General features: G+C 54.4%; 12 protein-coding genes. 1 reads left to right on the top strand and 11 read right to left on the bottom strand.

From position 1 onward, the window contains the following. Positions 1-8: 8 nt before the first annotated feature. From NSU18_RS29630 to NSU18_RS29595, 8 genes are all read right to left on the bottom strand, one after another. Entirely contained in the window at positions 9-2,798 is a 2,790-nt protein-coding gene (locus NSU18_RS29630; protein ID WP_341150757.1) for an alpha-mannosidase, read from the bottom strand. Positions 2,799-2,804: 6 nt separating this feature from the next. Beyond that, positions 2,805-3,803, bottom strand: coding sequence for a glycoside hydrolase family 130 protein (locus NSU18_RS29625; RefSeq protein ID WP_341017866.1), 999 nt, complete (start codon positions 3,801-3,803; stop codon positions 2,805-2,807). A 38-nt stretch (positions 3,804-3,841) separates the two neighbouring features. After that, positions 3,842-5,161: a glycoside hydrolase family 125 protein gene (locus tag NSU18_RS29620; protein WP_341150756.1), complete on the bottom strand. Its 1,320-nt coding sequence runs from the start codon at positions 5,159-5,161 to the stop codon at positions 3,842-3,844. 294 nt (positions 5,162-5,455) lie between these two features. Then, positions 5,456-8,599 carry an alpha-mannosidase gene (locus NSU18_RS29615; protein ID WP_341151118.1) on the bottom strand — a complete coding sequence of 1,048 codons (3,144 nt, stop codon included), beginning with the start codon at positions 8,597-8,599 and terminating at the stop codon, positions 5,456-5,458. A 17-nt stretch (positions 8,600-8,616) separates the two neighbouring features. Beyond that, positions 8,617-10,911 (bottom strand): glycoside hydrolase family 3 N-terminal domain-containing protein, encoded by a 2,295-nt coding sequence (locus tag NSU18_RS29610; RefSeq protein WP_341150755.1) that lies wholly within the window; start codon positions 10,909-10,911, stop codon positions 8,617-8,619. Between the two features lie 40 nt (positions 10,912-10,951). Then, on the bottom strand, positions 10,952-11,869 hold the full coding sequence (locus NSU18_RS29605) for a carbohydrate ABC transporter permease (protein WP_340993735.1): 918 nt from the start codon (positions 11,867-11,869) through the stop codon (positions 10,952-10,954). A gap of 29 nt (positions 11,870-11,898) precedes the next feature. Next, positions 11,899-12,825: an ABC transporter permease gene (locus tag NSU18_RS29600; RefSeq protein ID WP_340752561.1), complete on the bottom strand. Its 927-nt coding sequence runs from the start codon at positions 12,823-12,825 to the stop codon at positions 11,899-11,901. Between the two features lie 90 nt (positions 12,826-12,915). Beyond that, a complete protein-coding gene (locus NSU18_RS29595) occupies positions 12,916-14,421 on the bottom strand; it encodes an ABC transporter substrate-binding protein (protein WP_341017862.1) in 1,506 nt (501 codons plus the stop codon). A 259-nt stretch (positions 14,422-14,680) separates the two neighbouring features. On the opposite strand from NSU18_RS29595, the gene NSU18_RS29590 reads away from it, so the two are divergent. Beyond that, complete coding sequence (locus NSU18_RS29590) at positions 14,681-15,685, top strand: hypothetical protein (protein WP_341150754.1); 1,005 nt, start codon at positions 14,681-14,683, stop codon at positions 15,683-15,685. 30 nt (positions 15,686-15,715) lie between these two features. Here NSU18_RS29590 and NSU18_RS29585 read toward each other — a convergent pair whose 3' ends face one another. The 3 genes from NSU18_RS29585 to NSU18_RS29575 form a co-directional block, all read right to left on the bottom strand. Beyond that, the gene (locus tag NSU18_RS29585; protein WP_341150753.1) at positions 15,716-17,233 is read right to left on the bottom strand and encodes a response regulator transcription factor; all 1,518 of its coding nucleotides are present in this window, start codon (positions 17,231-17,233) and stop codon (positions 15,716-15,718) included. Continuing rightward, entirely contained in the window at positions 17,226-19,049 is a 1,824-nt protein-coding gene (locus NSU18_RS29580; protein ID WP_341150752.1) for a sensor histidine kinase, read from the bottom strand. Before NSU18_RS29580 ends, NSU18_RS29585 begins: the two co-directional genes overlap by 8 nt. Positions 19,050-19,195: 146 nt before the next feature. After that, positions 19,196-22,003, bottom strand: coding sequence for an endo-beta-N-acetylglucosaminidase (locus NSU18_RS29575; RefSeq protein ID WP_341150751.1), 2,808 nt, complete (start codon positions 22,001-22,003; stop codon positions 19,196-19,198). Positions 22,004-22,049 lie beyond the last annotated feature (46 nt).

The raw sequence follows: 22,049 nt of genomic DNA, 5'->3' as shown, positions 1-22,049 counted from the left end.
CGCGTAAATCAGCGCAGCCGGATACCAACCGTGGTAATCTCATGTCCGCCAAGCGGAAGCTTAAGCGAAGCGGTGCCTTCTGACTGAAGCTCTTCACCTTCTGCTTCCAGTACATTCGAAGTATAGAAGGCCGCAGCAGGCAGTGCGGCTTCCAGCTTCAGCTCGCAAGGCTCTTCCGTCAGGTTGAACCAGCGGAGCAACACATCGCCGCGTTCCTTGTTCAGCTTCATAGAGGAGAAGGCAGCGGTCTCGCCGTTCCAGCGGACAGCCGAATACACGGCAGGAATCGTACCTGCATGAACCTCTGCCTGTGCGCAGGTCCACGGAATCTGGAACTGGTAAGCGGCAGCAGCGGCACCGGAGGTTACGGCATCCCCGCTATGCGGCAGAAGCAGCATGTCTGCGGTCTGTTCTCCCAGGCACTGGGCTTCCGGCGTAGGGAACCAGCCCCAGTCGCCCATCTCACCGACACTGCGGAGCAGCGTAACGGCAATCGTACCACGGCCATCCCGCAGAATCTCGTATTCGTGTAATCCGAGGTTAGCGACCGTCAGACCTGCATTCTCTCCGGCAACATCCACGAAGCACTGCTGATGCTGCGCATTGCTCGGGTTCTGCCATTCCGGTGCCGGCTCATTCGGACGTTCCGCAAGCTCGAACATCGAATCCACACTGTGCGAGGCAGTAGCCAGATCCGCAGGGAAAAGCATCCGCAGACGGTGGTCTTTAGCCGTATTATCGATATAGCTCTTTACTTCCAGTCCTTGGCCGCTTCGCTCCAGTCTTAAGACTGTCCGCAGCTTAAGGGTTACAGTAGTGGCACTACGCTTAGCTTGCCGCTCCGGGTAATAGACCAGCGCCCGCTGCTCTTCTTCCAGCAGAGCAGCGGCCGAAGCCGGGATCTCCCAGGCATGGGTGATTTCAATGGAAGCGCGGTATGGCGTATCTTCAATGACAGCGATCTGCGCGTCAAGCCCCAGAGTCGTCAGCGGTACTTCACCCGCAGGCTGTCTGTACATGTATTCATTCCCGATGTCCCCGGTATTCTCATAGACACCAAGGTCACGATAAATCTTGCCGCTAGGCTTATGCTCCAGCGTGAAAGAGCCGTCAGCCATAACCTCGACCCGCAGCGTGTCGTTCTCCAGCACGCGCGCGCCGCGAACCAGCGAAGCCGGGGCTGAAGCCACCGCTTGCAGATTCGCCGCCGGAGCGCTTCCGGTAGACGAACCTTCAGCGGCAGCCGCCCCAACGAAGCGGACCCAGGCATAGGTGCGCAGCCCCAGGGCAGGCACATCCGCCGCCTCGAAGGTCAGCCGCACCTTGCGGCAGCTGTACGGCTGGCGGAAGCGGTCATCCGGCAGGTCATAGCCGAAGGACAGGCCGAGATCCTCTACCGTACAAGGAACCGGCTGGCCTTGCTCATCAACCAGGACCCGTCCGGCCAGGTCCATGGTTTTCATCAGCCGGGCATTCTCTTCGAGAGGCAGCCCGTCGCGCAGATATTGGCGGGCTGCGTCCAGCTCAACGGTTACCGTACCGGTGCGGCTCCAGCCGCTGGTATTCGACACAACAAGCGGAAGGGCCTCTTCACCGTAAGCAGCGAAGCCGGAGGTGTCCACCGCTGCGGTGATGGCCTGCATACTATCCGCTACGATACCCTCGGCGGTGTGGTAGCTCTTGTCGAAGCGGGCGACCATCTCACGGTGCACCTCATCCACGCTGCAGCCGCAGATGGAATCATGCGGATGGTTCTGCAGCAGCGTCTTCCACGCATAATCCAGCAGATGCTGCGGATACTCCCCGCCGTGCAGCTTAGCGATAACCGCCAACGGCTCAGCCACCTTCTCAAGCATGGCCTGGCCCCGCTGATTGAGCTGCTTCAGGTACACGCGGGCGGAAGCGGTATTAACCAACGTTCCCCAGCCGTCCGTGCGCTGGCTCCGCAGCTCGCCCTTCACCGTGGACAGGCTGCGGCCAGCCAGTGAAGCTTCCACTGCCTTGATATAATCCGGGAAGTTGGAATGAACGAAGGAGACCTCCGGGTGCAGCTTCTCCGCCGTGCGGATCGCCTCCGGCAGGTCGGTCTGCAGCGGCTGGTGATCGCAGCCGTTCATGAACAGCAGCTGATCGGTCGCTGCATATTGCCGGGCATCGCCCAGCTTGCGCTCCCAGAAGCGCCGGGCTTCATCCATCTCAACGGGAACCTCATTCCCGTTGGAATACCAGTTGGCGAACAGGATGCCCAGCACCTGCGAGCCGTCCGGCCCTTCCCAGACCAGCTCCGAGAACGAGGATTCATAGCCGTCATCCGAGACCATATTATTGAAGCCCGTCGGCTTCACGCCGCGCCCGAAGAAGGCGTTGGTGATACCCGCCTGCTGCATGAGCTGCGGAATCTGTCCGGTCAGACCGAAGGTGTCCGGGAAATAACCGATTTTGGACACTTCCCCATAGACTGCCGCATCCTGATGTCCCAGCTGTAAGTTACGCACATTCGCTTCCGGGCTGGTCAGGAACGCATCCTGAAGAATGTACCACGGTCCGATAAATATCCGGCCCTCCCGGATATGCCGTATCAGCCGCTCCCGGTTCTCCGGGCGGACCTGCAGATAATCCTCGATGATAATCGTCTGCCCGTCGAAGAAGAAGCTGCGGAAGTCCGGGTTCTGCTCCAGTGTATCCAGCAGCGTATCCACGAGCTGAATCAGCCGGATGTGATGGCGCTCATAAGGCAGATACCATTCCCGGTCCCAGTGCGTATGCGAGATAATATGTGCCGTCTGTTGTTTGGTCATAACCGGTTACCCCTCAATCTCCAGCGGATATTCATCCATATAGCTGATCAGCTCATCCACGGTCGTGAAGGCCAGCCCCGTCACCGTATCCGCACAGCCGTAGTAGATGGCAATCCGTCCGGTAGCCGCATCGGTCAATGCCGCGCAAGGGAACGTCACGTTCGGCACATCGCCGACACATTCATACAGCTCTTCCGGGCCGAGAATATAGTTGCGTGAGCGGGCTTTTACCTTCCAAGGCTGATCCAGATCCAGCAGCGCGACCCCCATGCGGTAGACGAACCCGTTGCAGGTGTTGATCACGCCGTGATAGATCAGCAGCCAGCCCTTGTCTGTTTCAATCGGAATCGGTCCGGGACCAATCTTCTTGGACTGCCACGCGGAAGCGTCACCGTCAACCGTACCCATCACATAGCGGTGCTTTCCCCAGAAGGTCAGGTCAGGACTCTCACTGTAAAAAATATCGCCAAACGGCGTATGCCCCGTATCACTCGGACGGCTGAGCATCGCATAGTTGCCGCCGATTTTGCGCGGGAGCAGCACCCCATTGCGGTTATACGGCAGGAAGGCATTCTCCAGCTGGTGAAAGGTTTTGAAATCGAAGGTATACGCCAGTCCAATTGTTGGGCCGTGGTAGCCGTTGCACCAGGACACATAATACCGGTCGTCGATCTTGCAGACACGCGGATCATAGCGGTACTCGCGCTTGGTGATCTCTTCATCACCCTCGAATATGATTGGCTCATGGTTGATTTTCCAGTTCACGCCGTCTTCACTGAAGCCCGCGAAAATATCCATGCTGACCGACCGCGAATCACAGCGGAACACGCCTGCGAAGCCGCCCTCAAACGGGATTACCGCCGAGTTGAACACACTGTTCGAGTTCGGAATGGCGTTGCGCGGAATGATCGGGTTGGCGGAATATCTCCATACCGGGGAATTCGTGCCCGCAGGCTTCTCCTGCCAAGGGATGTTCGGTAGTGCTTCTCCAATAATTGTACTCATGATCTGGTCTCCTTTATCTGTGAAAAAGTATGTTTGTGTTAGAGAATGCCTTCCTTCAGCGCCCGCAGGATGAGCTGCGAGAACAAGCTGTTCGACCAGGCGAACCACTTGCGGGTGAACACGGACGGATCGTCGGCGTGGAAGCCTTCATGCATATAGCCGGTATCGGCATCGGTCGCTTCCAGCATGGCGATTACCGCCAGCCGCTCTTCCTTGCTGTCTGCTGTGATGCCCTGCATCGACAGCGCCATATGCCAGATATAGCCCGGAGGGGTGTGCGGACTGCCGATTCCTTTGGCAGCTTTGCCCTCGAAGTAGAACGGATTCTCCTTGCTTAGCGCAAACCGTCTCGTATTCTGGTAGACCGGATCGTCATTGTTCAGGTAGCCCAGATACGGAATGGACATCAGGCCCGGCGTTCCGGCGTCATCCATCAGGCTGAAATTACCATAACCGTCAGTCTCGTAGGCGTAGATCGGTCCGAATTCCGGGTGGCGGTAGGTGCCGTACAGCTTGATACCGTGATCGACCTCCTGCTCCAGCTCCTTCAGCTCAGCCAGGAAATCCAGATCCCGGAACACCCATTCGGCAAAATCCTGCATCTGCCGCAGCGCCACCACGGCGAACATGTTTCCCGGAATGTTGTAGTGGAAATCGCAGGCGTCATCACTGGAGCGGAAGCCGGACCAGATCATGCCGGTGTAATTCACGGGCATCCCTAAGCCGCCGTTGCGGATGGAATCCTCGATAATCCCGTTGCTGCGCGTGAAGCGGTACGGGGACTGCTCGGCATGATGCTGCTCACGCTTGAACAGGTCGGTGATAACGCGCAGCATTTTTTTGAAGTCAGAGGTGAAGAAATCGGTCTGCTTCGTCTCTTCCCAGTAGGCATGAGCCAGCCGGATCACGAAGCACAGCGAGTCGATCTCGAATTTGCGCTCCCACACCCACGGCGACATCTCGGTCACATCGGCGGCATTCCAGTGCCAGTCGTTGGCCGATTCATTGAATGCGTTAGCGTAAGGATCGATCAGTACATACTCCGTATGGCGCTTGATCAGCCCGCCGATAATCCGCTGCAGATCAGCATCTTTTGCGGCAAAGGGCACATAATGAATGACCTGCTCCACCGAATCACGCAGCCAGCAGGCCGGGATGTCACCCGTAATGACAAAGGTAGTTCCGTCATCAAGCAGCTTGGTAGTGGTCTCCAGTGTATTCGGGAAGCAGTTGCGGAACAGCCGCTGGAGCTTGGGCCGGTGGGCCAGCTTCGCTTCGGCGTCGGCCAGCACGGCCTGAATGGATGACGGCAGCGTGAGCTCCGGCATCTCGATGCGGGGAAGTCTGAATTGTTCCAAGGTAGTAGTCTCCTTATCGCTAATCTATAGTTTGGATGCTGAATGTCTTGATGGGAGCGGGAATTGCGATTGGCTTAATTGCACATTGTACAACTAAAGCATCTGATTTATAGCCGGCTACCCGTTTAGTTGCATTTCATACATTTAAAAAAGCCTTAAGCTGTTGATTCTCACCATTTTGGCAGTTTTAGTTGTACAGACTACACTTATACGATAAAAGAATACATTTCCGCTGTTTTTAAGTGTACTTTCTGCAACTATCCGAGTACCTTGTGCTCAACCCCTCATTTACCTCTATCCAGCATGAATAATCTTAATCGTCTTAATCTCGAACGGATGGAAGTCTAGCGTCAGCACGCCGTCTTTATCCGGCAGCAGCACGGTCTCTTCCTCCAGCGCATTGGACAGATAAATAGCGGAGTGCGGCAGCGGCCAGCTGATCCGCACGGTCTCGCGTCCTCCGGCGGATTCATACAGCCGCAGGATACTACCCTTACCATCTTCCGCCAGCTTGACGGTATCTAGCACCACCTGCTTCCCTTCATAAGGAAGGAAGGAGCCGGTAGACGGATGCTGGCCCGCACTTGCCTCGCAGGCTACTGCATAGGAAGCGTGATTCAGCTCGGCGGCCTTGCGCTGGGTATGAGCCGAACGCCAGTCTCCGGTATGCGGGTAGAGCGAATAGGTGAATTCATGCTCTCCCTGATCGGCCGAATGGTCCGGCCAGCGCGGTGCGCGCAGCAGGGACAGACGGATGGTGCTGCCCTGCGTATCATAGCCGTATTTGCAGTCGTTCAACAGGCTGACGCCGTAATCATGCTCCGACACATCGACATAGCGGTGCCCGCAGACCTCATACTGCGCCTGCTCCCAGCTGGTGTTGCGGTGCGTGGTCCGCTCCAGTGCACCGAACGGAATTTCATACGTAGCCTTGCTGGTCACTACATCAATCGGGAAGCCAACCTTCAGCAGCTTGTGGGCTTCGTGCCACTGGACCTGTGTCTTGAAGTCGATCCGTTTGTCGGTGTGGTACAGGATCAGCTCCTGCTGTATTTCCGATTGGCCTAGACTCCAGCGGAAGAACAATACATCACATACAGGACCTGTGGACAGCAGCAGCTTCTCCAGCAGCACCGCTGCTCCGGCGGGCTGCTCCTCATAACGGCTGTCGATATCCCAGGCATCCCATAGAATCGGACGGTCGTGGAAGAAATGCAGCCGGTTCAGCGCTTCCCCGGACTTCACAATCTCACGCCCGGCTTCCTTGTCATACAGGTTGATGATCTCGCCCAGTTCATTGAACTGGAGCCGGTAATAGCCGGTCTCCCAGCGATCCTCGAACGCAGCGGAATTCGCCGCAGAGATTGAGTTATTGCCTGCCTCCGATGCGTCTGCCCCCTGCTGCTCCTCTTCCCGCAGCCATATGGTTGCATAACCGAATGCCGGAACCTCCGGCACCTGGACACGCAGCACCGTTTGCTTTCCTGCTGTAGTCAGCTCTGCCGGAAGCCGTGTTCCGTTTCCGTCATAAATCGCCGGAGCGGTTAGCGCTGCTCCTGGAGCAACCGCAAGCTGGGCTACCATATCCCGGGTCCAGCCCAGTCCGTTCAGGATGACATAAGGCTGTCCCTCTCCACGGGTATCAATGTCCGATACGGCAGCCTCCATGACGGACTTCAGACTGCTCTCTCCAAGGACAAAGATATTCTTGTATTCCTTGTCCGAAGTCTCATAGACCTCGGGAATCGACGAGCCGGGGATAATATCATGGAACTGGTTGAGGAGAATCAGCTTCCAGCCTTCATGCAGGGCTTGCCCTACCTCTTCCCGCCGCTGCGGGGACAGCCCGTGCCCAGCCAGAGTCTGCCACAGCTCCGCTTCCCGGTACAGAATCTCAGCCTTGCGGTTATTGCGCTTGTTCCGCGCATGGGTCGTATAGGTTCCCCGGTGCAGCTCCAGATAGAGATCACCCTGCCAGACCGGAAGCTCAGGTGCTGCCTGCTCGATGCCGGTGAAGAAATCCGCCGCCGTGCTGTAGCCTGAGGCAGGCTGACCTACCATCAGCTCGGAGCGCGACAGGTATTCCAGCATCTCCCGCGTCACGCCGCCGCCGCCGTCCCCGTGTCCGTAGAGCAGCATTTGTTCGCTGTGAACGGCTTTTTGGCGGTAGGACTGCCAGTGCTCGTGGATATCCTTCGGCAGCGTATTCTCATTCACGCCATGGTTCATATAAGATAGTAGCGCTGTCCCGTCGATGCCGACCCAGTGGAACAGATCATACGGGAACAGGTTCGTGTCATTCCAGCCTAGCTTGGTGGTCATGAAGTACCGGACCTTGCCGTGCTTCAGAATCTGCGGCAGGGAGGCGCAATACCCGAAGGTGTCCGGCAGCCATTCAATTTCGGACTGCTGCCCGAACTCCTCCTGATAGAAGCGCTGTCCGTACAGCATCTGCCGCATCAGCGATTCCCCGCTCGGAATATTCAGATCCGGCTCGACCCACATGCCGCCGACCAGCTCCCAGCGGCCTTCCTGAATCCGTTCCTTCACCTTCGCGTACAGCTCAGGATCATTGTCCTTCAGATAAGCGAACAGCTGCGGCTGGCTCTGGGCATAGCGGTATTCCGGGTACTCCTCCATCAGGGCATTCACCGTCGAGAAGGTCCGGCTGGTCTTCCGCACCGTCTCCCGGGCAGGCCACAACCAGGCGATGTCGATATGCGACTGCCCGATCATATGAATGAAGCCCTCACTGTTGCCGCCGATGGCCTTCACCTTCGCGGCCAGCTCCTGCTCAATCGCCTGTATGCCGCTGCTGTCCCCCCCGCCTGCCGCTCCCAAATTCACATAAGCGTCCATCGCCTGATGCAATGCTTTCAGCATACGGACGCGCCGGAAGTCCTGCTCCGGCAACAGCAGCATCGAATCCCGGATCACGGTCACCGTGTACATCAGCGACTGGACCGGCAGGTTCACTCTAACCAGCGCTGCGGTAATGGAGCGGACCGGCGGCTGAATCACCGCCTGCTTATTCAATGGGTCATCCGGCTCAGGGATCGGATCATACAGCTCAATCTCAATCTCCGGGTGTCTGCCGCCCGTCTCCGGGTTCAGCGTGGCATAGGTATGATTGCGGTCAATACCCTGCTGCGAGACTCCGTTCACACGCAGCAGCCCTTCGCCGCCGGAATAGAAGATCAGCCCGGTGTCCTTATCAGTCCAGTCCGCCGGGATATCCAGGGTGGTGCGGAAGTAATAGGTGGTGCCTTGCACACTCGGAAACAACCCGAACGATTCGCTGCCCGAATAAGGCTGTGCTTCGTCATAGTGGCCCGGCTGCCGGTAGATAGTGGAGAAGACCTTCCAGTCATCAAGCACCCGGTATTCCAGCCACTGCTGCTGCGAGCATTCCCGAATGAACCGGTTAATCCGTTCGATGTTTATCTGCTCCATCTTTAGTCCTCCGTAACCGTAAGATCTATATTCAGTGTGTCGTTCACATTCCTGCCGACGCCGATGCGGAAGCTTCCCGGCTCAACCACCAGCTTATAGTCCGTCCCGATATAGCTCAGATGCTCTGCATTCAGCGTGAAGCTTACCTTCTGCTTCTCTCCCGGCTCCAGTACGAGCTTGCGGAAGCCCTTGAGTTCCTTGGCCGGTCTAGTCACCTTACTGACCAGATCGGAAATGTATAGCTGCACGACCTCCGCACCGCTGCGGGAGCCTGTATTCTCCACTTCCACTGTAACCTCAGCCGTTGCGTCAGTCCCGATCACCGCAGGCTCGACCTGTAGTCCGCTATAGCTGAATTCGGTGTAGCTGAGTCCGAAGCCGAACGGATAACGCGGCTGCGAATTCCCTTCCAGATAGCGTGCTCCCCGGGAACGTTTGCCTAAGTAATACACTGGCAATTGTCCTACATCCTCAGGGAGAGAGAGAGTCAGCCTGCCGGACGGGTTGACATCGCCGAACAGAATGTCGGCAATGGCGTGGCCGCCTTCCTGCCCCGGATACCAGGCTTCCAGAATAGCGTCCGCCTGCTCAGCAATCCAAGGCTCAGCAATGGGACGGCCGTTGATATACACAACGACCACCGGCTTGCCGAGCGCCTTAAGCTCCTTCATCAGCTCCAGCTGAACGCCGGACAGATGAAGCGACATGCGGTCGATGCCTTCGCCACAGTCCATATCGCTAAGCGCATTCTCCGTCACCTTCGAGGCTCCGGTCCGCAGATCGATGCTGCCTTCGCCGAAGTCACGGGCGCTCGACCCGCCGAGGGCCAGTACAACGATATCCGCTTCGCTTGCCACCTTGCGCGCAAGCCCGAAGCCCTCGGTGGAGCTGTCCTTGATCCGGCAGCCCGGCGCATAACCTACGCGCTCCGGCTGCGCGGCAAGCTTGGCCCGTATTCCGGCCAACACTGTAACCACGCGGTCACGCGGCTGCGGAGAGGTGTAATCGCCAAGCTGATTGTAGCCAATATCTGCATTCGGCCCGATAACCGCAACCGTCCCCTTGTCCTTAGACAAAGGAAGCACTCCGTTATTCTTCAGCATTACAATTCCCTCTGCCGCCACGCTGCGCGCCAGCTCTGCATGTTCCTCGCTGCCGATCACCTGCTCGGCCACCTCGGGATCGGCATACGGCTGTTCGAATAAGCCCAGCCGGAACTTCAGCTCCAGAACACGCGCTGCCGCCTGATCCACCAGCTGCTCATCGAGCCGCCCGGAGCGCAGCGCCTCCAGCAGATATCCGCCGAACATCACGCCGGACATCTCCATATCAATTCCGGCGGAGAGTGCCTGCACTGCTGCATCCTCTCCTCCGTCCGCTGTATCATGGCCCGAAGCCAGCATATCGATGGCACCGCAGTCGGTAATGACCATGCCGCCAAAGCCCCATTCGCCGCGCAGAATCTCTTCCAGCAGCTCCCGGTTCGTCGTACAAGGCACGCCGTCAATCTCGTTGTAGGCCGGCATGATGGAGACTGCTCCGGCTTCCACTGCTTTGCGGAACGGGTACATATCGATTTCCAGCAGCTCACGCTTGCCGATATGCGCCGGACCGGCATTGCGGCCGCCCTCTGAGCTGCCATAGGCTACGAAGTGCTTGAGGGTTGCTCCCACACTGGACGCGCTGTCAAGCCGTTCGCCCTGTAATCCTTCCACCGATGCTACGGCATATTCGCCGATGAGATACGGGTCTTCGCCGAAGCATTCCTCGGTCCGGCCCCAGCGCGGATCACGCACCACATCCAGCACAGGGGAATACGTCACGGCTCCGCCCTGCGCCCGGGTCTCACGCGCTACTGCCCGGGACATCTCCCGGTAGAGGTCCACATTCCAGGTGCTGCCGATCAAGAGCGGAACCGGGAATACCGTAGCCCCGATGGCCATGTGTCCATGCGAGCATTCCTCACCGATCAGGAGCGGAATACCCAGCCTCGAATGCTCCAGCACATAACGCTGAATTGCATTGACGGCCTCTGCTCCAGCCCGCGCATCCAGTCCGCTCTCCAGCGTAACCCCTGTCCAAGGATCGGCCCGCAGAGTTCCGTATAGTGCGCCGACACCGCCTTCGCGGATCTGGCGTTTGAAGTCTTCCGTCAATTCTATCGTTCCATCTGTATGATTATAGGTCTGCCATCCGAACAGCTGCACCAGCTGGCCGACCTTCTCTTCCGGCGTCATCAGCCCAAGCAGATGCTTCGTCCGCTCTTTGACGGGCTGTGTACGGTCTCTATATAACATCCTGGCTCCACCCTCTCCTGTGATCTTAATCTATATATCTCTACTCCTTAACCGCACCCACGGTAAGCCCTTGAATGAAGTAACGCTGGAAGAACGGATATGCGAAGATAATTGGCCCGGTTGCCAGCACCACCATCGCCATACGCGAGGTATCCTGCGGCATGTTGCGAAGAGCCTCCAGACTCAGCGAGCTGTTCTGCGAGTTCTGCAGAATGAACTGCATGCTGGTCTCGATCCGCATCAGCATCGACTGCAGCGGCACCAGGTTCGGATTGTCAATATAGAGCAGCGCGTTGAACCAGTCATTCCAGTACCCCAGCGTGCTGAACAGACCAATTGTAGCGAGACCCGGCAAGGACAGCGGCAGCACGATTCCGAGGAAGGTGCGGAACTCTCCGGCGCCGTCGATTTTGGCCGATTCGATCAGCGCATCCGGCACACTGGTAATATAGAAGGTACGCAGAATCATAATGTAAAAAGCATTCACCGCCAGCGGCAGCACCAGCGCCCAAATGCTGTCCTTCAGGCCCAGCATCTGTGTTACCACAATATAGGTCGGAACCAGCCCGCCGTTAAACAGCATGGTGAAAAAGGAAAAAAACGCGAAGAAATTGCGGTATTTGAAGCTTTTACGTGAAATGGCATAGGCATAAAGCGAAATAATAAGCAGGCTGACAATCGTACCAATGACCGTTACCGCAATAGTCACTCCGTAAGAACGGAGCAACGTGTCTCCTGAGCTAAATACATATTTGTAGGCTTCCAGACTCCATTTAGCCGGAATTAACCGGTAGCCGTCCCGCGCAAGCGCCCCTTCGTCCGTGAACGAGATGAGGACAACGAACAGGAACGGGAAGATACACAGGATGGCAAAGCCTCCGGCGATACAGTTGAAGATGGTATTCAGCACCGGCGACAGCCGATGGAAATCGCGCGATTTCACAGAATTAGCAGACATTTGGATGACCTCACTTTCCTTCATTTTCCCTAGAATAATGCACTGTCCTTATCGAATTTGCGCACGATGTAATTAGAGGTAAGAACCAGCACGAACCCGACCACTGATTGATACAAGCCCGCAGCCGTACTCATTCCGATCTCGCCGGTAGTCTTAAGTCCACGGTATACATACGTATCGATTACATTAGTCACGCTGTAGAGCGTCCCCGAATCTCTCGGCACCTGATAGAACAGCCCGAAGTCGGCATAGAAAATCTTCCCGATCGCAAGCAGCGTCATGATGATAATGATCGGCTTCAGCATAGGCAGCGTAATACTGCGGATCTGCTGGAGCTTGCTGGCTCCGTCGATCATTGCGGCTTCGTAGAGGGATTTGTCTATGCCCATAATGGCGGCGAGATAGACCACGCTGTTATAGCCGACGGCCTTCCAGAGGAATACGAATATAATAATGAACGGCCAGTATTTCGATTCCGAGTACCAGGCGATATTGCTGCCGAACAGGGAGTTAAGCAGGCCCCGCTCCGAGCTCAGGAAGCTGAACGCGAAGTATCCCACAACGACCCAGGACAGAAAATACGGCAGGAACATGCCTGTCTGATAGAACTTGGCCAGTTTTTTATTGGCAATCTCGGACAGCACCACCGCCAGCAGCACCGACAGAATCAGGCCCAGGCCGATGAAGGCTATGTTATATAAAAGAGTATTGCGTGTGATCAGATAGGCATCATTGGTGCTGAACAGAAATTTGAAATTATCCCAGCCGACCCACTTGCTATTGATGATGCTGGCCCAGAAGCCATCCCGGCTGAAGCGGTACTGCTTAAACGCAATGACCGTACCCACCATCGGCAGGTAAGAGAAGAATAAAAACCACAGTGTGCCCGGCAGAACCATAAACAGCAGCACTTTATTTCTCAATATATCCTTGGCGGACTTTCCTATTTTCCCCATACTTCTAGTTCCTCCTATGCCGGAAAATTCTTATATTTACAAAAAAGATCGGGCCAAGTCTAATCACCCGCCCGATCCTCTAATAGAATGCTACTTATTATTCGCTGCTTTCCAGGCGTCGATCTGTGTTTGAGCTTCGGCAATAATTTTATCCAAACCGGCAGCCTTCAATTTCTCGTTAGCCTTGGTCAGGTATTCTTCCGAATCTACAGATCCGGTCATCAGCGGTGCCCAGAATTCTTCCTTCACGTTCTGAACAGCGGCGATTTCATTCGTCACCTTGGACGTATCGAAGTTGAAGCCGAGCAGCGGTGCGTTGATACCGGCATCATTGAACTTCTTGAATTCTTCCCATTTGTTCTCAGGGTCGCCTTCATTCAGATAGGTAATCATGATGTTGCCCAGGGAGAACGTAGACATATCATAGTTCTTCGCTTCCGGCAGATTCTTCATCATATTCTCACTGATTTTTTCGTAATGCACACCTTCGATCCCGGAGTCAATCATGTTGCGCAGCTTAGGATCAGTGTTAAGCAGGTTCAGGAATTCCATCGCTTTCTCAGGATACGCGGAGTTAGCCGAGATAGCCTGCATGGAGCCCATTACGGACCAGTTGTAGATATAAGGCTGACTGGCTGGTGTGGACACGACCGGATATCCGTAGCTTGCGGACCACAGATTATCGGCCATCGGCTGGGTGGATGCACGGTCAGTGAACCATTTGCCTGCTTTGTACAAATCATCTACCGACGAGGTACTTGCTACTTCAGGAGAGATGTAACCCGCCTGATAGAATTTGCGGACGGTCTTAAGCGCTTCCTTGATCTCTGGAGTTTCCAGAATGTTGATCACTTTGTAGTCCTTGGTATCCATATAGACAGCCATTGGCATCTTCTCAATCACATAGTCAAAAGGCATGATCGGCATGAAGTCCTTAACCATCGCATAAGGAGTGATTCCAGGCTCGTTTTCCTTGATCGTTTTGAGCAGCGGCTCCAGATCCGCCATTGTCTTCACGCTGGTTATATCCAGCTTGTATTTGTCGAGCAGCTCTTTATTGAAGCGGAATACTTCTTGAGCCGGAAGCTCTTTGTTCGCAGGAATCGCATAGTTGTGGCCGTCTACCTTGGAGCCTTCCAGGAAGGCCGGATCAATCGTATCCACAATGCCCTTGCCCTGATTCTTCAGCAGATCATCGAGCTGCAGGAAAGCGCCCTTACGTGCATTCTGCACATAATCAAATGCCCAGGAAGAGGTGAACAGGATATCCATCGGCTCACCGGAAGCTGCCATAACCTGCATTTTTTGCGTATAGTCCCCGAAGTCGATCATTTTGATATCGAGTGTTGCGTTAATTTTCTCAAGCGTGTATTTATTGACTTCTGTGAGCACCTTGTCCATATCTTTCTGCGGTGGCCCGATCGTGTACCAGATCAGTTCTACTGGCTTTTCGGTAGCCTCCGAGGCTTTGTTGCCGCCTGAAGCTGCTTCCCCGCCTGCATTGTTCTTACTGTTTCCCCCGCACGCCGTCAGCGCCAGTGAAACGGTTAAAAGCGTTGTCAACAACAAGGAGAAGTGTTTCTTTTTCTTACTCATTTGCCGTACCCCCTTTTAATTAGCTGTCCGGACCTTCAGACCTACCGGATCTTTCCGGCTGCTGCTTTCCTTGAGCTATACATTAACTTTATAAGATGAAAGCAGTTTCAAATAGAAGAGAAACTATATATATTCAGGTATGAAATAAAGAAAAACTATACTAATTCGCTGCTTTCAACGACTAACGGGTCTGCCTTTTTCCAAATATATGCTGTATACTATTAGGACAAAGGCTTAAGGGAAGGTGGAGAATTGGACATTGAACGCAAAAAAACTGCCTATTCAAAAACCAATGATTCGGGGACATTTGTATAATGCTTTTCCGTTAAGCGTGGCATCCTTTCACCCCAGCTTCTATGACTGGATTTACACTAATTTTACAAATCTCAAAGTTTTTGAGCATGATTCAAGCTTGGACATTGTATTTGATACCGGAAATATAATTGATCACCCTGAGTCCTGCCCGTTACTGAACGTAGAGAGAATTAAAAATACAGATTTTGTCCTTTCAGATTTATTCCAGACCTTCAAGCATTACATTGACACCGGGAAATATATTTATTTATTCATGGATGAATTTTATGTAAACAACAGATCAAGCTACCAAAAAAGACATTTTATACACGAGACATTCATTTACGGATATGATGACCTTAAGGAAGAATTTGAGGTCTGCGGGTTTGACGATAGGATGATTTATTGTACTAACCCTGTTCCGTATGCTTCCATTTATGAGGGGCTTGTGAATAACCTGTATACGGACGGCTGGGCGGGGTTCACCTACATATTAGAATTGGATAACGAGCAAATTTTTGATCTTAATTTAGACAAAATTTATCATTCATTTGAACATAACGTGAACTTGTCTCAGGACCAATATTCCACATTCGGCCTTGAACATAATGTAGCTGCATACGGAAATTCTATCTACTCCTTTCTGGAAGATGTATTTCTTAACAAAAAGCACAAAATAGAGCAATCTTCTGCAGTGCGAAATATGTATGTCATCCAAGAATATCATTTACTTAAGCAATGCAGCATTGAGTTCCTGCAAAGTCACGGGTACATCCATCGCCTGCCTGAAGAGCTGTTGACCAGCTATGCCTGTAATGTTAAAAATTCCAAAAATGCCGTAAATATTATTCTAAAAAACTACATTGCTAATACGCCTGATAATACAAAAAATATATTAGGGCTGTTAAAAAGCATCTCAGAAAAAGAGAGTTATTGTTCAAACTATATTCTCCAACAATTACATGGCTAATGTATGCAGCGATTTAACTCTGGGGCTGCCTCACAGCAGCCCCTTGAATTCCGTAGGCGAGATGCCGACATATTTCTTGAATTGCTTGTAGAAATAGCCCATTTCCCAGTAGCCTACATTCCTGGCAATCTCCTGAACCTTCAGGTTCGTTGAGCGGAGCAGCTCCTTGGCCTTATCAATCCGGTAGCGGTTCATATACTCGGCAAACGATTCGCCGGTCGTCTTGTGGAACAACTGTCCCAGATACACCGGATGGATGTTGAACATGAAGCCCAGCTTCTTCAGCGACAGGTCCTCACTGTACGATTTCTCGATATAATTCAGTACCTGATTCACCACCGGGCTCTTCAGCTCCCGGTCCAGCAGCCCGATGATGCCTGCCGAAGTCTGCCGGAGCGCAGCGGACAATGCGGGCAGCGAATTCGCTCTGCGGATCGCCGTCAAGCCCTCAGTAATACACTCCCGCTCCGTCTCACTGCGGATATCCTTGATCAGCACCCGGAAGAACAGAATCCATTCCAGCGAGATCTCCTCCAGCATCGCAGGCGTTAATCCTTCCATACTTGGGGCGGCAAAATACAGCTCCAGCTGCTCCTCCAGCCCCTCCGCATTCTTGGACATAATGAGCTTGGCGTAATCGCTCCAGTCCTCAGGCAGAACCGACCCCAGATCCTCCTTCCGGTCCCGCAGCTGCTCATAATAGATGCTGCTGCGCTCCGGGTGAATCTCCAGGAACTCCTGAGCCTGCTTGGCCTGCTCGTAGCTTGCGGGAGCGGCGTCCACTCCGAACACAGGCGAGCCCACTGCTGCGCGCAGCTTCTCTCCGCCGGTGCACAGGCCGGTAATCTCCTCCAGCATGGAGGCCATCTCCGCCGCCCCGGCGGAGGCTTCTTCATAGTTATGTATCAGCACCAGGTCATTGTCCGAATCCCAGAACATGAAGAACGAAGCCCCGGCCCCGGTGAGATCGGATACCCTTTTCCTGAAGGCATCCGTTGCCGGTTCTACCTGCAGCAGGGCAACCTGCACATAACGGCTGGTGAGCGGCAGACCGATCAGATTCAGCCGTTCGGAGCGCTCCTGCGGATCAATCTGCCCCCGCAGCCAGCGCAGCAGCACATTATCCTTCAGCACGGAATTCGTATATTCCCACCACTGCATATCCAGCCTGGAGACATTCAGCTTCTCTACAATCGTCTCCAGTGTCTGCTGGAATTCCTCCAGATTAATCGGCTTCAGCAGATAATTCTCTATGCCGAGCGACAGGCCTTCCTTCACATACATGAATTCATCGAAGCCGCTCAGCACCACCACCTTCATGTCCGGGCGGAATTCACGGACGGCGCGGATCAGCTCCAGGCCCGTCATCACCGGCATGGAGATGTCGGTAATCAGAATATCGGCGGGATTCTCCCGCAGCTGCTCCAGCGCCTCCTGCCCGTTCTCCGCCTGCCCCACAATCGTCAGGTCAAGCTGCTCCCAGTTGAGTATATCCTGCAGGCCGCTAAGAATGAACGGCTCATCATCCACAATAAACACCTTATACATCTGCGTTCTCCTCCTTCAGCGGGTATGGAAAAGTAATCGTAACCTCTGTTCCCGCGCCTTCCTCACTATCCAGCTCTACCCCGTAAGGCTTGCCGTACATCAGTCTCAGCCGTTCATGAATGCTGCGCAGCCCAAACGACTCGGACCCGGATAATTCGCCGTGATCCTCCAGCACCTCGCGGAGCCGGGCCAGCCGCTCCTCAGCAATCCCCTTGCCGTTATCCGTAACCGTGACCCGGATATGCACCGGCTCCGCTGTGATCACAATACGGATCACATTATCAGTCTGCCCTGTCCGCATGCCGTGCAGAACATAGTTCTCGATGACCGGCTGCAGCGACATTTTGAGTACAGGAAGCTCTTCCAGCTCGGAACTGCATTCGATCGTATAGGAGAACCTGTCCTTGTACCGGATACGGAATAGCTCCAGATACAGGCGGCAGGCCTCCAGCTCATCCTTGAATGTATATTTCAGCTTCGGACGGACATACGACTTGAACAGCATGGACAGGCTGTAGATCATTTCCCCCACATCCTTCGCCCCGCTCGAAATCGCCCGCATCCGGATAACCTCTAATGTATTATACAGAAAATGGGGATTCACCCTGGCCTCCAGCGTAGCGATCTCCGTATGCTTCTGTTTGATTTCCGCCTTATAGACCTGGTCGATATATTGGTTCAGTTCATCCAGCATGCTGTTGAAGCTCTTGGCAATCTGGCCTAATTCATCTTCCTTACTGTCCACAATCCGGGTATTCAGATCCCCGTTCTTGACTTTGCGGGTGAAGCGGATAATGCGGTGGGTCCGTTTGGCAAAATTAGAAATGAACATCGCCGGCAGCAGCACGGCAAACAGAATACAGACGAGTGCGATGGACACAATGGTGCTCCGCGCATTGCTATAGGTCTCGGCCAGCTCCTTCTTCGAGATCAGGCTGACCACCGTATATCCCGCCTGACTCTGCGTCTGGCTGGTGACGACCATCCCATCCACGGTGACCTCCTCACCGGCGTTCATTCCTTGCAGCTTCGGCAGCTTCCGGCCGTATCCCTTACCAGATGAATCGAAGATCACTTCATTCTGGGCCGAGAGCACAAGGATGTCACCCTTGAAATCCTCCTTATAATTATTCATGGCCTGCCAGATTGCATCCGAGTCGAAATAGACCAGAAGCTGGCCGATATTGAGCAGCGAGGACTTATTGTTGACCGGCAGCTTCACCGAGTACAGAGGGGCTGTCTGCATACCGATGCTTTTCAGCACCCAGATATTCGGAACAGAGACGACACTCTCCTCACCCAGCACCATCGAATCGGGGACAAAAGAATGCGCCGCATTGGTCGAGATCCGCTCGAACTGCCTGCGGTTGTCGTAATAATACATCACCTGCTGGTTGGCGCTGTACAGGATCAGGGCGCGGATATCGGGATCATCGTCAATCTTGTTCTGGAAATACTGGATGGCGTTCGAGGTGGACTGTTCCCCCAGCAGAAAGCGGTCCAGCCGGTGCTCGATATAATCGCTTAACGGATTCTCCAGCAGGAAGGTCGTATTACTGGCCAGACTCGCGTCCCTGTAGACATCACGGAGCATATCCTGAACAGATTGATATTTGTTCTCCACATAATTGCTGACGCTCTCCATGCTCTTGCGCTGGATATCCATCTGGCGCTGTACTGCCGAATCCGAGATTAGCAGCAGCACCAGAAAGGAGAAGGCGATAATGGTGGCTATGAAGATACAGGACACGATCAGCGTGAAGCGCAGGAACATATTGTCTTTAAAATACTTGCGGTACAGCGAAAGGCTTCGCATCATTCACCTCCTAACATACTTGATAGACTTGCAGGCGCGGCTAGCCGGGATACACAAGAAGCGCTCCCCCCTGCTAATTTTGCCAGAGGGTGAGCGCTTTGTGTATGTTGTGCAGAATGGGCGGTACTTATTCCCTACCCGCGGCCTTACGGCGTTGGTTGGCCCTTAAGGTATACAGGCTGCGACTTGTTGCCGCTGTAATCCTCCATGACCACTGTAACTACTGCTGCGGTAGAGGTGAAGCTCAGCGCAGCCTTAGTCGTGCGGCCGCGGATAATCATCGGCTTCATGCCCGCAGCACCGGACAGATAGGTGACCGGGAACGACCGGTTCTGGCCGTCTTCCTTAATGTACATATACCGCCAGTCCCGGGTGCTTGGCATCGGCAGGTTCAACGTATTGCCGTTCCAGGACCAGTTCTCTGCATAAGGCTCGGACACCTTGTCGGTGAACGTTCCGTTATAGGTTATTTTATCGGTATTTCCGGCTTGAACGGTAACCGTATACTCATCTCCGTTAACGGGCATATTCTGGAACAGCGCTGAGGCCGCCCCCTGCGGCACGGTCAATTCCTTCGATACCGGCTGCGGCGTGGTCGTCCAGTTCACCGACTTCACCGTAACCTTGGTGCTGCCCTGAGCACCGGCGGGATTCGTCCACTTCACCAGGAAGTCTCCATTCGCAGCGGATTCGGCAGTCACCTTGGATACCGCAGCATTCAGGTCGAAGGACAGTGTCGCCGCATCGCCCTCCAGCCCGTCTGCACCGACCGCCGCCACCTTCAGCACGCCGGATTTGGCCGGAAGCTTCTTGATATAGAAGGTCTCATCATACTTCCCGCCCGCATAGATATCATTCACGTAGATATTGTATTGCTTCACCTTGGAATAATCGGTGTCCATGCTCCACTTCACGATCATCTCATCCGTGCCCGGCAGCGCCTGTGCAATAGAGAGACCGGCAGGAGCCGATGGTCTTACCGCTGAGCCGTCATGAATCCGCAGCTGGCCAATGTTCATCTGGTAATTGGCTGCTGTAGTGGCTCCAGGGGTGAAGACCAGGCCGAAGGCCGCGATCTCCCGTCCGTCATAAGCGCCAAGATTAAGCTCGGCTGTGGTCCAGCCCGTGGTATGCTTTCCGCTATTCGCAACAGGAATCTTCACAACTTGATTCGGGTTGTCGCGGAAGATGAGACCTGCACTCAAGACAGAGCCATCATCGGCAGACGGCTTATTGTAGACGATGGACAGCTTGGAGCCCGCCTTCATGGCAAGATCGCTCTTGTAGAGACGCAGGAAGTTCTCGCTGTTCAGATTCCCGCTCACTGCCAGCGAGCTGCCGCCGCTATAACCGCCAAGCTGCTGGTAGTTCATGCGCGAATTGGCGGTCTGGTCATAACCCGGACCATAATCGAAGTCCACCTTCAGGCGGTTACCGGTAGTATCCTGCCACCATTGCCAGGTGACCGGAACATCCTGCAGGCTCATGTTCGACCACTCCGCTGCGCTGGATACCGCTCCATCCTTGTAATAGGAGAGGCCGTGGCCGGTATTGAAGCTTGTATAGAAGTTAGAATCCTTCACCACCGAGCGCTCGGCAATAACCGAAGCGATCCCCGGCCAATAGCGGTTATCGGCATACACATCGGCTACCGTATTATTGGAAGACACGGCTGTATTCTTCGGATTCACCTGCGGTCCTGACCACCATAGCTGCTCACGCAGATTAGTCATCCATTGGTAGTTGTTATCCGTGCGGTTAGAGACAGGCCAGGACTTATTCATGTCCTCATCCAGACCGGCATGGACAAAGTCCGCGCCCAGTGTCGCCAGGCTGGTCCGTGGAATTCCCCCGGACAGCTTGCTGCTCAGCGCTGAGCCCTGCACGCTCTTGAAGCGGTCGCGCCCGGCTTCCAGCCCTGCGAAGCCGGTCTCAAAGAGATTGTAGCTCGTCCCCTGAGCTGCATTGAAGGTATTCAAGTAATTCGCAGCTGAGGTAATCTGCGAGCTGCCCATCCCATAATCGAAGAAGAATGAATTCGAGACCGGCTTATGGGCCGTTTTATCATAGAGCATGGAGATATTGTTGTTATTGAAGGTTCTGGCGAAGACATTGGCTCCTGTTGCGGTATTCAGCGAATCATACCACTGCACATACAGCCCGCCATCCTGGAGCGCTTTCATAAAAGCAATATAATCAGGAAGATCCGCCGTCGCCACATTCGGATTCTGCTCCTCCTGATTCAGGAAATACCCGTCATACCCGAAGTATTCGGCCATTTCAATCATTTTCTCAGCCACCGGGAACTTGCCGGCTGCATCCTTCACAATCATCTGTTTATAAGTCTGCTGCCCGCGGTCATTGTTCGAGAAGAACACCCCGGCCAGTGACATAACCCCATTCTTATGCGCGGCATCGGTATACGCCGGATTCGGAATGTTCAGCATACCGAACTCGAACCATTTCTGCTGCCAGTCGGACTGGGCCAGATCGTCGTAATATTCCGGCGGTGTATACGCTGTTGCTGTTCCATGCCAGTAGGAATAATAGTCAATGTACTGCCAGAAGTTGAAGTGGTACTGGGCGAACTTGTTGGTGTACGGGGCATTCTCGATAAAAGCATTGCCATAATCGCCCGCAACATTCATCATCTGCACCGCCGGATTCAGCGCCGGATTGGCCTGGGTCTGCTGGAAAGGTGCAATCCGCTGCTGCAAGGGTACCCTGGAGCGCAGCAGCGCCGCGTCCTGATCTCTCTGCGGACTCCAGTCCGCTATGTGCTGGCTGGTATAGCCGTGTACGCTGGGCTGATTCGCACCGTGTGCGCTTTCCCCTTTGAACGGCCAGGTGTCTCCGGCCATGGCTGTCTGCGGCAGCAGGGTCACCAGCAGCGCTGCACCTAATACCGCTGAAGTCAGCTTACGAATTCTGTGTGTCCGGGATGTAGCTACCATTGTTCACTCTCCTCATTCTTCAGATTGATGAGAACGCATTCATAAT

The sequence above is a fragment of the Paenibacillus sp. FSL H8-0048 genome, from assembly GCF_038002825.1.
In the GTDB taxonomy this organism is placed as follows: domain Bacteria; phylum Bacillota; class Bacilli; order Paenibacillales; family Paenibacillaceae; genus Paenibacillus_AQ.
The sequence above is the reverse complement of the archived record's forward strand: the minus strand, read 5'-3'. Positions and strand labels throughout refer to the sequence as shown.